The sequence below is a fragment of the Lentilactobacillus kosonis genome (assembly GCF_003864335.1).
Taxonomy (GTDB): Bacteria; Bacillota; Bacilli; order Lactobacillales; family Lactobacillaceae; genus Lentilactobacillus; species Lentilactobacillus kosonis.
In genome coordinates this window covers 153,571-165,667 of record NZ_BEXA01000001.1, presented here as the reverse complement: position 1 = coordinate 165,667, position 12,097 = coordinate 153,571, and the positions used below count along the sequence as shown (strand labels likewise).

The 12,097-nt window shown below is 39.8% G+C and carries 14 protein-coding genes, 3 pseudogenes and 1 riboswitch; of the genes and pseudogenes, 16 read left to right on the top strand and 1 reads right to left on the bottom strand.

Annotation, left to right across the window (positions count from 1 at the left end; all coding sequences use genetic code 11):
- Nucleotides 1–14: 14 nt before the first annotated feature.
- Nucleotides 15–121, top strand: a riboswitch (TPP riboswitch).
- Nucleotides 122–180: 59 nt separating this feature from the next.
- The 10 genes and pseudogenes from thiM (at nucleotide 181) to NBRC111893_RS10885 (ending at nucleotide 7,576) form a co-directional block, all read left to right on the top strand.
- Nucleotides 181–968, top strand: a pseudogene (gene thiM, locus NBRC111893_RS00920) (hydroxyethylthiazole kinase).
- Between the two features lie 13 nt (nucleotides 969–981).
- Nucleotides 982–1,809, top strand: coding sequence for a bifunctional hydroxymethylpyrimidine kinase/phosphomethylpyrimidine kinase (thiD, locus tag NBRC111893_RS00915; RefSeq protein WP_125007653.1), 828 nt, complete (start codon nucleotides 982–984; stop codon nucleotides 1,807–1,809).
- Complete coding sequence (gene thiE / locus NBRC111893_RS00910) at nucleotides 1,793–2,446, top strand: thiamine phosphate synthase (protein WP_125007652.1); 654 nt, start codon at nucleotides 1,793–1,795, stop codon at nucleotides 2,444–2,446. Before thiD ends, thiE begins: the two co-directional genes overlap by 17 nt.
- Before the next feature lie 140 nt (nucleotides 2,447–2,586).
- Nucleotides 2,587–4,158 (top strand): hypothetical protein, encoded by a 1,572-nt coding sequence (locus tag NBRC111893_RS00905; protein WP_125007651.1) that lies wholly within the window; start codon nucleotides 2,587–2,589, stop codon nucleotides 4,156–4,158.
- 288 nt (nucleotides 4,159–4,446) lie between these two features.
- Nucleotides 4,447–4,653: a hypothetical protein gene (locus NBRC111893_RS00900; protein WP_125007650.1), complete on the top strand. Its 207-nt coding sequence runs from the start codon at nucleotides 4,447–4,449 to the stop codon at nucleotides 4,651–4,653.
- A gap of 173 nt (nucleotides 4,654–4,826) precedes the next feature.
- Nucleotides 4,827–5,730, top strand: a pseudogene (locus NBRC111893_RS00895) (EamA family transporter).
- A gap of 160 nt (nucleotides 5,731–5,890) precedes the next feature.
- A complete protein-coding gene (gene amaP, locus NBRC111893_RS00890) occupies nucleotides 5,891–6,439 on the top strand; it encodes an alkaline shock response membrane anchor protein AmaP (protein WP_125007649.1) in 549 nt (182 codons plus the stop codon).
- A 12-nt stretch (nucleotides 6,440–6,451) separates the two neighbouring features.
- Nucleotides 6,452–6,643: a hypothetical protein gene (locus NBRC111893_RS00885; protein WP_125007648.1), complete on the top strand. Its 192-nt coding sequence runs from the start codon at nucleotides 6,452–6,454 to the stop codon at nucleotides 6,641–6,643.
- A 22-nt stretch (nucleotides 6,644–6,665) separates the two neighbouring features.
- A complete protein-coding gene (locus NBRC111893_RS00880) occupies nucleotides 6,666–7,103 on the top strand; it encodes an Asp23/Gls24 family envelope stress response protein (RefSeq protein ID WP_125007647.1) in 438 nt (145 codons plus the stop codon).
- Between the two features lie 221 nt (nucleotides 7,104–7,324).
- Nucleotides 7,325–7,576 carry an Asp23/Gls24 family envelope stress response protein gene (locus NBRC111893_RS10885; protein WP_230402919.1) on the top strand — a complete coding sequence of 84 codons (252 nt, stop codon included), beginning with the start codon at nucleotides 7,325–7,327 and terminating at the stop codon, nucleotides 7,574–7,576.
- A 44-nt stretch (nucleotides 7,577–7,620) separates the two neighbouring features.
- On the opposite strand, the gene NBRC111893_RS00870 is transcribed toward NBRC111893_RS10885, so the two are convergent.
- A complete protein-coding gene (locus tag NBRC111893_RS00870; RefSeq protein ID WP_125007646.1) occupies nucleotides 7,621–8,787 on the bottom strand; it encodes an MFS transporter in 1,167 nt (388 codons plus the stop codon).
- A gap of 97 nt (nucleotides 8,788–8,884) precedes the next feature.
- Between NBRC111893_RS00870 and NBRC111893_RS00865 the strand changes: the two genes are divergently transcribed.
- The 6 genes and pseudogenes from NBRC111893_RS00865 to NBRC111893_RS10875 all read left to right on the top strand — a co-directional run bounded on the left by NBRC111893_RS00865 (nucleotide 8,885) and on the right by NBRC111893_RS10875 (nucleotide 12,060).
- Nucleotides 8,885–9,592 carry a GTP pyrophosphokinase gene (locus NBRC111893_RS00865; RefSeq protein ID WP_125007645.1) on the top strand — a complete coding sequence of 236 codons (708 nt, stop codon included), beginning with the start codon at nucleotides 8,885–8,887 and terminating at the stop codon, nucleotides 9,590–9,592.
- A 52-nt stretch (nucleotides 9,593–9,644) separates the two neighbouring features.
- On the top strand, nucleotides 9,645–10,238 hold the full coding sequence (locus NBRC111893_RS00860; RefSeq protein ID WP_125007644.1) for a stage II sporulation protein M: 594 nt from the start codon (nucleotides 9,645–9,647) through the stop codon (nucleotides 10,236–10,238).
- A 522-nt stretch (nucleotides 10,239–10,760) separates the two neighbouring features.
- Nucleotides 10,761–10,856, top strand: a pseudogene (locus tag NBRC111893_RS12015) (TetR/AcrR family transcriptional regulator); the annotation flags it as partial.
- A 12-nt stretch (nucleotides 10,857–10,868) separates the two neighbouring features.
- Entirely contained in the window at nucleotides 10,869–11,264 is a 396-nt protein-coding gene (locus NBRC111893_RS00855) for a hypothetical protein (RefSeq protein WP_225417452.1), read from the top strand.
- Nucleotides 11,265–11,329: 65 nt separating this feature from the next.
- Nucleotides 11,330–11,878 carry a glycosyltransferase family 2 protein gene (locus tag NBRC111893_RS00850; RefSeq protein ID WP_225417451.1) on the top strand — a complete coding sequence of 183 codons (549 nt, stop codon included), beginning with the start codon at nucleotides 11,330–11,332 and terminating at the stop codon, nucleotides 11,876–11,878.
- The gene (locus tag NBRC111893_RS10875; protein ID WP_225417450.1) at nucleotides 11,869–12,060 is read left to right on the top strand and encodes a hypothetical protein; all 192 of its coding nucleotides are present in this window, start codon (nucleotides 11,869–11,871) and stop codon (nucleotides 12,058–12,060) included. The genes NBRC111893_RS00850 and NBRC111893_RS10875 overlap by 10 nt, the downstream gene beginning before the upstream one ends.
- Nucleotides 12,061–12,097 lie beyond the last annotated feature (37 nt).

Below are 12,097 nucleotides of genomic sequence, written 5' to 3'. Positions count from 1 at the left end.
AAACAGAATAACCAGTTAAACACTAGGGGTGCTGCCAAAGCAGCTGAGATGAGTTTGTACAACTTGATCCCTTTGAACCTGTAAGCCAACACTTGCGTAGGGAATGTGTCCACTCGACTTTTAAAGCCGTCGTCCATACGCAATGTGTGGGTGACGGCATTTTTATTAAGGAGAGCGACTATGAAAATTAACTTGCTAGATGAATTAAGGAACCAAAATCCCATTGCTTTTAATATTTCAAACTTTGTTACAGTTCAAGATGTGGCTAACGGAATCAATGCAATTGGGGCCTCACCAATCATGTCCGAGGAAAAGAACGAAGCAGAAGCCATGGTGAAAATTTCTAATTCGTTAACGGTCAACTTGGGAGCTTTCACAGAATCGCAACTAGATCAGATTGCGGCAGTTACTAAGTTTGCCAACCAGTATCATAAGCCGATTGTGTTAGATCCTGTGGCGGTTGGCGCGGTTAAGTACCGGCTTGATCGGTGTAATGAACTATTGGATAACATGGATGTGGCGGTAATTCGCGGCACGCTGGTGAAATTGCGGCTTTGGCTGACGTTGCCTGGCAAGCTAAGGGAATTGATGCTGGTGAAGGAAATGCGGATCTTGAAGCAATTGCCAAAGCGTTAGCTAACAAGCGCCATTGTGTTGTGGTGTTGAGTGGTAAGACCGATATTATTACTGATGGCCAAGCTGTCGTTCGAGTTTACAACAACACTGACCTATTTAAACTACACGTGGGCTCAGGAGATATGCTATCAAGTATTATTGGCACGTTTGTTGCCATTGAAGATGATTATTTTGAAGCAGCTCAAGTTGCAGCCGCGGTCTTTGCAACAGCTGGCGAGATTGTTGCTAGTCGAATGGATGTGCCACTGGCCGGCTCGTTTGGCCCGCAATTGATTGATGAACTTCATTTGATTAGCGTGGCTGATGTTGAAAAAAATGCTCAATTTGACTAAGGAGAGATTTAACATGATAAATGAAACCATCCAAGCCTTAACGATTGCTGGAACCGATAGCGGGGGCGGCGCTGGGGTCATGGCTGATATTAAGACAATGCAGGCGCGGTATGTGTTCTCTGCGGCGGTAGTTGTCGCAGTTACTGCTCAAAATACTATTGGGGTGGCCGACTTTATGGCGATGCCCAAACAACTAATTGATGAACAATTTAAAGCGGTTGCTGATGACTTGAAGATTCGCGCAGCCAAAACTGGAATGTTGGCAGATGTGCCAACAGTAAAAGCGGTTGTTGAAAATATTAAGCAGTATGACTTAGGACCGCTAACAGTTGATCCAGTTATGATTGCCAAAGGTGGAGCGCGGTTGCTTTCCGAAGATGCCATTCAAACGGTTAAGCAGGAACTCCTGCCGTTAGCGACGGTGTTAACACCTAACTTACCGGAAGCTGCTGAATTAACAGGGATGACAATTCAATCGGCCGATGACATGCTAGTTGCTTCCAAGCAACTCCAAGTATTAGGCGCGAAAAATGTTTTGGTTAAAGGTGGCCATGGTTCATCAAATAATGAATCTGCCGATTTTGTGTTGTTGGAAGATGGTAATAGTTTTTGGTTAACTAGTCCCCGGGTTGAAACTAATCGGACCCATGGAACAGGTGATACCTTATCGTCATGTATTACTGCTGAGCTGGCTAAAGGACAATCTGTTGAAGAAGCAATTCGAATTGGTAAGCAGTATGTCTCGGCAACTATTTCTCAAGGAATTCAAGTAGGTCATGGTCATGGACCGCTAAATCACTGGGCGCGAGTTGAAGGAGAAAACAATGACAATAAAATTTAAGCGGTCAATGTTAACGGCATATTTTATTAGTGGTACGCAAGATATTAAAAACCCTGATAAGACCTTACCGATAGTATTAACCGAAGCTCTGAAGGCTGGGATTACTGCTTTTCAGTTTCGAGAAAAAGGGCCAACTGCCTTGACTGGTGAAGCTAAACTAGCCATGGCCAATCGCTTAAAACAACTATGTGCTGAATATCAGGTACCCTTTATCATCGATGATGATGTCGATTTGGCACAACAAGTTGGTGCGGATGGCATTCATGTTGGCCAAAAAGATCAAAAAATCAACCAGGTAATCGCAGCGGTGGCCGGTGAGATGTTTGTTGGACTCTCATGTAGTAATCTTGATCAAGTCGAAGCAGCTAATCGATTAACTGGTCTAGCTTATATTGGTAGTGGACCAGTCTTTCCAACTCAATCCAAAGCTGATGCCGATCCAGTAATTGGCCCTCGGGGATTAACCGAATTAGTTGCACATAGTAATTATCCGATTGTAGCGATTGGCGGCATCACTGAAGCAAATGTGACCGAGTTGGCCCACACTGGAGCAGCTGGTAGTTCAGTGATTTCGGTGATTGCTCAAAGTGATAATATTGAACGAACCGTTTCTAAACTGAAACAGGTTAATTATTAATAGATTGTCTCTGAAAAGTAACTCATATTACATTGGGATTACTTTTTTTCGTTTTCGTTTAAAAGGGAGACTAAACTTTTACTTTCGGTTAGTTAACGGTTACACTGAATGTGTAAGTTTAAAAATGAGGTGGGGTTTGAATGAAGATACAGTTGAAGAAAACAGTCTTAATGACTATTTTATTTACATCATTAGGACTAGCGGGGGCATCAGCAGTTCGAGCCGATGTTATTGATGCACCAGGTAGTGCTGGGAGTATTAAGACCGTTAATGCTGGGAATGTACTAACGGATTACAGTGAGGAATCACTTAACACCGTTAATAACAGTACTCCGCAAGGAAATAAAGATCGTAAGTATACTAAGTACAAGCTAGATCCAACGGGAATTAATGAAAGTAACAGCTACCAGACAATTTCTGGAAGTTCTCAAACCAACATGTTAACCACTAAGTTCTTCTTGCCCGATGGCTTTAACGTTTCTAATTACCAACATGGAAACTTCCAATCTGTGGCATTAGATAATGACAATAACATTTATTTTGTTGAGTCTAACGGAACTAACACCAACTACGGAGCAATCGTTAAGTTCGACTTAACTAAGTTGGCAAAATTAGGAGTTAATACAGATATCAATGCTTTATGGCGTTCATTTGATTACTTTAATCCATATACTGCTGAAGGATTACAACATAATCAAGATTACGATGCTGCTTACAGCAAGATGCAATCTGATTTTGATGCCATTAAGACATTGACTAACACATTGAATAAGAACAAGTCTTACCAAGATAACCAAGAAAATTGGCAAAAGAATGCCCAAAAATGGTACTACTCTTGGAAAGACAAGCGGGATAAGTATCAAAAGAAGACATCAACTAAGTATTCTTACAAGACTCGTCAAAATGCCAAAAAGATTGTAAAACAATCTAAGGCTAAGATGGCTCAATGGATGAAGTCATACCAAGGTCACAAGGCCAAAGTTAAGGCTTATGACAAGAAACTTAGCTCAATTCAAAGCCAAATTGACGGTCACCAGACGAAGGTTGATGCAGTTAAAAATGAAAATCCAGATATGTTTAAGTACGTTGACATTGCCCAAACCGCTCAACTTTCACCACAAGTTAACATTGGACATGGCCAAACTTTGACATTTAATCCACAAAATCAACATCTTTATCTTGCTGAAGATAATACCTTATCAGACTTAAAGACAACTGAAGACAATGTGGTTATGGAAATGGATCCAAATACATTGAAACCAATTCGTCAGTACAAGTTCAAGATGCTTCATGATAATGGTTCCAAGACTTCTAACTTACAACTTCACACTTTAGCATTTGATAATGATGGTAATGCTTACTGGGGACGTAAGATGGGTAATGGTTACATGTTCTTCTACGGTCGCCTTGATGAAAACTCAGTTAAATTTGCTGCTGGCTCATCATATGTAGGTAATCGTGGTGGAGATTCTAACCAAGGAGTTTCCGTAAACCCTGCTAATGGTCGTCTATACTTTGTTTCAGATGATATCTTAACATCAGTTCCAGCTAACCTAGTTCGTTCAGGTAAGTTTGATGCTAGTGACATTCATTACCAAGCATTCAACTCTAAACGTGAGTTTGAAAGTTTAGCATTTGACCAAGAAGGCTATGGTTACTTACTGGCACTTTGGCCACCTGAGTTAATGGTTTCAAGCAAGCCACTTAACTAAATACGTAAATGAGACCGACAATTTCTTGTCGGTCTTTTTTGTTACCTGAGCATATTATTGATTCAAAAATTAACAGTGATATAACTAAAAGTGAATAGTATTACCATTCAAAATAATGATTAGGTGATGATAAAATGAAGCAGCCTCAAATTAACAAATTACTCAAAATATTGTTGTATTGTGGGATTGCATTTGTGGCTATTAACGTTCTGCTATTCATTCTTGGCATAATTTACTTTTATGCTGGATCTAATACGTATTGAATAAAGTATATTTGGGGGAGATATAATGATTAAATATCTTGATTATGCGATCAGGTTTCTTTGCCTAGGTCTAGTTACAACATTTGCCTTACAGATTGCCCAAAGCATTGATCCTGCAATTGATGTGTATGATAGCCCACTTAATTACTTTGCTACCAGTTTATTTATTGTGCCGGTGATATTTTTCAGTTTTATTTATTATCTGTGCTTGGTTGGCATATTGGGATTATGATGATCAAAAATCAAAGGATGCTAAGAATAAAAATGATAAGTAAGCTTCCATTAGTTGCCCAGGTTACTGTTCTATTCATGGCATGGCAGTTGAAATATCCTCACCACACCTTGCAGAGCTAGTAGTTTTCCGATAGGCTGGATATATAACTTTGTCTGATTGGAGCTAAAACTATGCAAGCCACCACCAATAGCCATGCTGCTAAAGGTATCTTTTACGTCATCTTAGGAGCAATACTCTGGGGAATTTCTGGCACAATTGCTCAATATGTCTTTACTACCTATCATGTCTCACCAGTCTGGGTTGTGGGCGTGCGCCTATTCTTTGCCGGTTCAATTTTAATCATTTGGTCATTAGTGACAAATGGGGCAGAAGTCATCCAGATTTTTAAAAACCGCCACGATGCTATCATGTTAATCTTATTTGGATTATTAGGGATGATGCCATCACAACTGTGTTACTTTAGTGCGGTTAACTATAGTAACGCGCCAACAGCCACCGTGCTACAAAACCTGGGACCACTATTTATTATTATCTACGTGGCATTTGCGAGTCGAAAATTACCACGCCGAATTGATACGATTTCCATTGTGATTGCTCTATTGGGAACGTTTATGCTGGCGACCAATGGCCATTTCAATCAGTTAGCGCTCACCCCACGGGGAATGTTTTGGGGGGGTGATGGCGGGAGTCGCCACTGCAGTTTATACCTTAATGCCTCGTCACTTATTACGAAAATACGATGCGCGATTTGTCATTGGCTGGGCCATGTTAATCGGTGGCGTGCCATTTTTGTTTAATACGTTCACGAACAGTGGCGTAGCGTTAACAGTAGACTTTCTATTTTGGATTGCCATTATCGTGGTCGTCGGTACGGTGTTTACCTACTTCTTTTATTTAAGTAGTCTAAAGTATATTTCAGCGACTACAACGGGAATGTTAGGAGCTTTTGAACCCTTAACTGCAACCATTTTAGCGGTTACGGTGTTGGGGACGCCATTAACGCCGGCCGAATTAACCGGCGGAATTTTAATCTTACTGACGACGTTTATTCAGGCGTTAGGAACTAAACATTAATTTACGTAGATGCTTTACTGATCTTTGATTTTGTTGAAGATAGTAAGGCATTTTTTATGTAGGCATATTTGTTGAGGAAAATATAACGGTCATGTTATCTTTTGTGTAATCAAGAAATTATAGTTCTTGATCAAATGATTTAGGAAGGGATGATCGAAATATGAATCGGTATATTAAATGGATTATTGGCATAATTTCATTAGTAAGTCTAGTCCAGGCCGTGTGGTTTATTTCAATCATCGTACACATTCCGTACCTATCTGACTGGTTTGAAACAGCTTGGGTCAATGATCAAGTTGCAACCGAGATAACCGCTTTGGTACTAGCAGGAATCACTATTTTGCTAGTATTGATCATTCTCATTATGTTAGGAACTAGTCGGACTACTCAAAGAGATCTGCGGTTTAGCAGTAATCAGGGGAACTTAGTTGTCTCGAAAAACTCGTTGGAACAAATGGTTAACAAAACCGTTGTTGATAGTAACCTAGTTAGCAATGTTGAAACTAAGGTTAGTATCAATCGTAATGGCCAACGAGTTAAAGCTAACGTGAAGGCAATTAATTTAAGTGAAGAAAATTATCAGGCAGTTGCGAAGAAAATTCAGCAAGTTGTCAATGATTGTCTCACTGCCCACCTGGGCATCCCCAGCAAAACTAAGGTGCGGTTAGTTCCCCTTAGCAAATCGACGCAACGGCTTAAGGTTATGTAAGGAGGGATTGCGATGAATACCGAATTAAGTGGCGCCTTAATTGCCATGATATTTGGGACCGTCTGGGTAGCGTTTGGATTTGGAAGTGCGCTGCTGGTTGGTCTGATTGGAATAGTAGGCTATTTAGTTGCTAAGTATTCAAAGGTGATTTTCAGACAAGCTCTCGATTCAACGATGGCAGCCTTGAATATTGAAAGAAAGTAAATCATGAGGAGGAGGAATCGTAATGCAAAATCCAACTGTAGAACAAACAAACACAAGTATTGAACAAACTAATTTAACATTTGAAGATTCAGTAATCGAAAAAATTGCTGGATTAGCTGCTCGAAATGTTGAGGGGATTTTATCATTTGATGGTGGAGTGATTGGTAGCTTAACGGATCGTTTCCGCAGCAAGAGTGATCCAACTCAAGGAATCTCGGCAGATGTCGGCGACAAACAAGTTGCGTTGGAAATGACAGCCACAGTTGAATATGGCCACGATATCCGCCAAATGTTCAACCAAATTTGTGACGTGGTTAGCTCAGAAATCGAAAAACTTACCGGCCTTAAAGTTATTGAACTTAACTTGCATATTAACGAAGTGATGAGTAAGAAAGAGTGGAAAGATAACAACTCTGGCAAACCTAATTCATCATTAAGTACGGAAGAAAATGCTGAATAACGTTATTAGAAAAGGAGAATGACCTATGACAAACTCAACAACAACTACTACTACTAAGACACCCGAAACTAACATGGTATTCGACGACAATGTAATTGCAAAATCACTGGTAAGACCGCTTGTGATGTTGATGGAGTATTAGCCTTAGAAGGTAACGTGTTCGAAAAAATGACAGATAGACTTCTAGTGGCGATGACCCAACTCAAGGTGTTGACGTGAACATGAATGAAGACGAAAACCGGGTTGAACTGAAAATTAATGCGATTTTAGAATATGGTAAAAACGCCGAACAAGTTTTCAATAAAATGACCCAAAAAATCACTAACTCAGTTGAAGAAATGACTAACATGAAGGTTGATAAAATCGATTTAACGGTTCAAGACATGTTGACTCGAGAAGAATGGGCCGAAAAAAATGAGCCTAAATCAGAAAAGAAACGAGATAAACATGATCATGACCGCGATTCGAAATAAATTAAAAAGCTGCTAGCTTTCAGTAATTTGAAAGTTAGCAGCTTTTATTTAATTTTTCTAACATGATTTAACGTAATTAAGATTACTAAGGCTAGGACGGTGTAAACTGCACCGCCGAATCCGAGTGATGACAGGCCTAAGCTACTGACCATAACCCCACCAGTGGCAGAACCAATCGCAATTCCCAAGTTACTAAAAATTGAATTGAGCGATGAAGCCATAACCATTGATTGTGGATAGTCAGTTTCGGCTACTTCTAAGTAAAATAATTGCATTGGTGAATTCTGGAGGTACATGGTGAACCCCAGGATAACCAAGGCGGCCAGTGCCAACCATGATAATCTAAATAATAATGGTAAGGCAATCAGGGCAACGATTTGCAGGATATATACCTTTTCGATGGTCTTTAACCCATCATAATTGGCAATGCGACCACTAACTTGATTACTAGCCAGAGATGCAAACCCATACACGAATAAGATAGGGGTCACAAAACTTTCTGGAAAATTAATGCCAGAAACAATGATTGGTCGTAAGTAGGTATAAACTACATACACCCCAGCCAGGTTTAAGGTTGGCAATAAAATTCCCAGCAGGATACGTTTGTCTTTAAAAATCGACAGTTGTTGAGTAAAGTGATCCATCTTTCCCTGTCGCACATCCCGTGGAAGGGATAGCACAAATAGGATGGTGAACACAATTGAGATGATTACGATTAGCCAAAAGACTGACCGCCAACCGAACGTACCACTCATCCAAGTTCCTAGTGGCACCCCAAAAACTGAGGCGATACTAAAACCGGAGAACACCCATGAGACTAGCCAGGCACGTTTTTCCCTGGGAGCAATGACGGCCGAAAAAGTAATAGCGATCGAAACCGTAATTCCGGAAACGATAGCGGTTAGAATGCGGGAGATGGTTAAAATCGCATAATTGGGGGCAATCGCAGTTAGCACGTTGCCGGCTATGAAAATAATCAATAATAAAATCATCACGCGATATAGGCGGTGTGATCCGACCATAATAGTTAAAATTGGGGTGGCAATAGCATAAACAATTGCAAATAGCGTAACTAGCAGGCCCACACTGGCAATTCCAACATGAAAGCTACTAGCGAGATCATTTAAGATCCCGACCATAATAAATTCGCTCATCCCAAGGATGAAACCAATCGCGACTAAGATAAAACTTCTGGTTTTAAAACTTTGCATAAATTCCTCCTTACACACAAAAAAGCCGAGATTTACAGTATACAATATGTTAGATAATAATTACTAGAAGGATTGTTAAAAAACTGGAGGCAACGGTATGATTATTAAGCGCTCAAATCTCTTTAACATTAAAAAATACGAAAAACAGTTCCGTGATGCTGGTCTAGCTCAAGGATATGCAAGTCTCAGAAAAATCAGTCAACTTTACTTGCTTCGGCATTCAGCATTAAATGAGATTGGTACGAAATTAGAAAATCTTGACGATGAGTATTCTGCTAACTTCGATCATAATCCAATTCATCATATGGAAGAACGTATGAAGGAGCCGGCTAGCTTGCTTGAAAAAGTTTCGCGCAAGCAGATCCCTTTGGATACTGATGATTTATTTGGCAATATTTACGACATCGCGGGTATCAGAGTAATTACTAACTACCTCGATGATATTATTAAAGTTAGAAATGCGCTGGTCAAGCAAAGTGACGTGACCGTAATTAAAGAAAAAGACTATATTAATCATCCCAAACCCAATGGCTATCGTAGTTACCATTTGATAGTTTCAGTACCAGTTTTTCAGGACGCAGGTGTACAAAATGTTCCCGTGGAAGTACAAATTAGAACTGTGGGGATGGATACTTGGGCAAGCTTGGAACATGACTTGCGATATAAAAGTTTCGCTGATCAGGATAAGGCTGATCAATATGCGGCCGAACTAGCCCAATATTCTGAACAGTTATTTACTATCGAAGAAAACATGCAGCGGATCTTTACAGGGTTACAATCTGAAAAGAATGAGCATGAATCATAACAACTCTCAGTAAATGTTTTATAATACAAATACGTAAAGGGGGTACAGTAATATGATTAGAAGTAGTTTAGATCGATTCAACCAAGATTATCGCAAGCGTTTTTGGCAGTTTTTGGCGATTATGGTGGCAACGTGGATTATTGTATATGCAATTATTAAATTAACGACATCCACTGAAGCAGCCAAATCGTTCTTAACGTCAACGATTGGGGGAGCAAGTAAGGGTTCTAATACTTGGAACTTCTTCCCATTGTTCTTCCATAATTTCGCTAGTTCATTAACAATTATTGTGTTGGGACTAATCCCAATTCCGCTGTATTATTTGTTTGTGGTCTATAATGCCGCTTCTGTTGGGGCCGTGCTCACAATCGGACCACAACCAATTTTGTTATTTCTAGCCGGCATTTTGCCTCATGGGCTATTTGAAATTCCAGCCCAAATCATTTCGGCAGCCATTAGCGCTAGATTAGCTTGGTTCATGATTGATAAGTATTTGCGACACCGTAAGCCATCAGCGACCTTGGGTGAGATGATTAAGACCACCGCAATCGATACTTTAGTCTTTGTGGTTCCACTGCTACTTATCGCCGCTATCATTGAACAAAATATCACACCAATTTTAATTGATACGTTTATTAAGAAATAAGCATACAAAAAAGCACTAGTAATGGAGGGGAGTCCATTCTAGTGCTTTTATATATTAATCTTTGTTAGTTGTTTCAGCGAGTGCCTATATGTGTTTATAGCAATTACTATAAAGAATATCAAATATATTGGGGGAGTCTTGGTGTAGGTAAGAGATGGCTTTGCCAAGATTATTATATGAGATACGCGAAACATCCGGTGGGGAGACCGGAAACTAACAAAATTAAAGAATTAATATATTATCGCTAATTGAAATAGTGACGTTATTAAATAATGTCACTGACCGATTATGGTCTTCACAAGGATACAATTAAAACGATAGCCATTAAGTGGGAATTAGGAAACAACAAGCGTCGTTTTCATTAACCCATTTTAGATAGGTTAGTAAAACATTTCAACAACACAATGTAGTATAATGTTGGATATCTGGTAAAAAAGAGGAATAATTTTTTATGAATGATAATGATAAGCGCGTTATGCGAACAAAACGCAAGATCAAAGAAGCTTTTTTCAATTACTTGATACCCAAGGCGTTGATAAAATTACGGTAAAGTCAATTTTAGAGACGGCCGGGCTTAACCGAACGACATTTTACTCTTATTATAATGATAAGTACGACCTATTAGAGAAATTGCAAGAGGATGTCATCAAACAAATTATCAGAATTAAAGAAGATAATCCGGTTGGTGGTGGAAAAACGCTTGAAGAAACTCGGCAACTGACCAAAAACTATTTTTCTGCGTTATTTAAATATGTTAAAGCCAATCATGAGGAGGTTAAGTTACTCCTCATTAATAGCAATAGAATTACAGTTCTACGGGATATGACTAAACTTAACCCAGAATTCTACAATCACTGGCGACCAATCGTCATTCAGATTCGCGGAATCGCGCCCGAACATAGTTATGCGGCCTTAGTAGGCGTAATGATTAACTTTTATTTTGACTTTGAGGCTAATGATTTTGAAACTGACCCAGATAAAATCGCTGGGGTGTTATCAGATATCGTCATCAGGTATTTGCAGTAGGACATTTTAGTTGATTTTGACCTTTCAAGGGGTACAATTTTGGTTGAAATTAAGGGGGAATAATGATGACTGATGATGTATTGATTACAGTGGTTGTACCAACCCATAACTTAGCTGATTATATTGGTAAGACGTTGGATGCGTTAGCCAATCAAAAGTACCGTCAATTTGAAGTGATTGTCGTAGATGACGCTTCAACGGATGAAACAGTTGCCGTCGCGGAACGGTACGTGAAATTGGATTCACGATTTAGAGTGATTGCCTTGAAGAAACACGTTGGGGTATCAAAAGCCCGCAATACTGGGATTGATGCTGCCAAGGGGAATGTATTGACCTTTGTTGATGGCGATGACTTAGTCGAACCAGAGTTTCTTCAAGTGATGGCTGTCGGTATGGCCGATCCACAAATTGATATGGTGACCGTTGGCTATCGGTGGGGATTCCGTGGGGCTGGTCAACTTGAACATGAAGGCTTGGTTGAAGTGCCTAAGCGACAAGTCTATGACGCAATCAACACCCGGGGCAACTTGATTGGCGGTTATGTATGGAATAAGGCGTTTCGAGTAAGTATTCTGCGCGATAAAACATTCGGTTCGATGAAACCTTGGATTTAGCGGAAGATCTATTATTTACGGCAGACTATGTCTTTGCCACAAACAAATTTTTACTAGACGCTCAACCACTTTATGAAAAAGTTTCTCGTCCGGGGAGCACTATTCATAGTGCGTCATTTAAACAACGAGAACGTGAACATGAAGTGCGGCGGCACATTGATGAAATGGGAGCCAAAATTTAAGTTCATGCGAGTGGATTATTAAATTCGACTTACTATT

Excerpts from the sequence above, each read along its gene's own strand:
- NBRC111893_RS00885 (WP_125007648.1), top strand. The coding sequence starts at position 6,452 with ATGAATACCGAATTAAGTGGCGCCTTAATTGCCATGATATTTGGGACC.
- thiE (WP_125007652.1), top strand. The coding sequence starts at position 1,793 with ATGACAATAAAATTTAAGCGGTCAATGTTAACGGCATATTTTATTAGT.
- NBRC111893_RS00850 (WP_225417451.1), top strand. The coding sequence starts at position 11,330 with ATGACTGATGATGTATTGATTACAGTGGTTGTACCAACCCATAACTTA.
- NBRC111893_RS00870 (WP_125007646.1), bottom strand. The coding sequence starts at position 8,787 with ATGCAAAGTTTTAAAACCAGAAGTTTTATCTTAGTCGCGATTGGTTTC.
- NBRC111893_RS00865 (WP_125007645.1), top strand. The coding sequence starts at position 8,885 with ATGATTATTAAGCGCTCAAATCTCTTTAACATTAAAAAATACGAAAAA.
- NBRC111893_RS00860 (WP_125007644.1), top strand. The coding sequence starts at position 9,645 with ATGATTAGAAGTAGTTTAGATCGATTCAACCAAGATTATCGCAAGCGT.
- amaP (WP_125007649.1), top strand. The coding sequence starts at position 5,891 with ATGAATCGGTATATTAAATGGATTATTGGCATAATTTCATTAGTAAGT.
- NBRC111893_RS00880 (WP_125007647.1), top strand. The coding sequence starts at position 6,666 with ATGCAAAATCCAACTGTAGAACAAACAAACACAAGTATTGAACAAACT.
- thiD (WP_125007653.1), top strand. The coding sequence starts at position 982 with ATGATAAATGAAACCATCCAAGCCTTAACGATTGCTGGAACCGATAGC.
- NBRC111893_RS10885 (WP_230402919.1), top strand. The coding sequence starts at position 7,325 with ATGAATGAAGACGAAAACCGGGTTGAACTGAAAATTAATGCGATTTTA.
- NBRC111893_RS00905 (WP_125007651.1), top strand. The coding sequence starts at position 2,587 with ATGAAGATACAGTTGAAGAAAACAGTCTTAATGACTATTTTATTTACA.
- NBRC111893_RS00900 (WP_125007650.1), top strand. The coding sequence starts at position 4,447 with ATGATTAAATATCTTGATTATGCGATCAGGTTTCTTTGCCTAGGTCTA.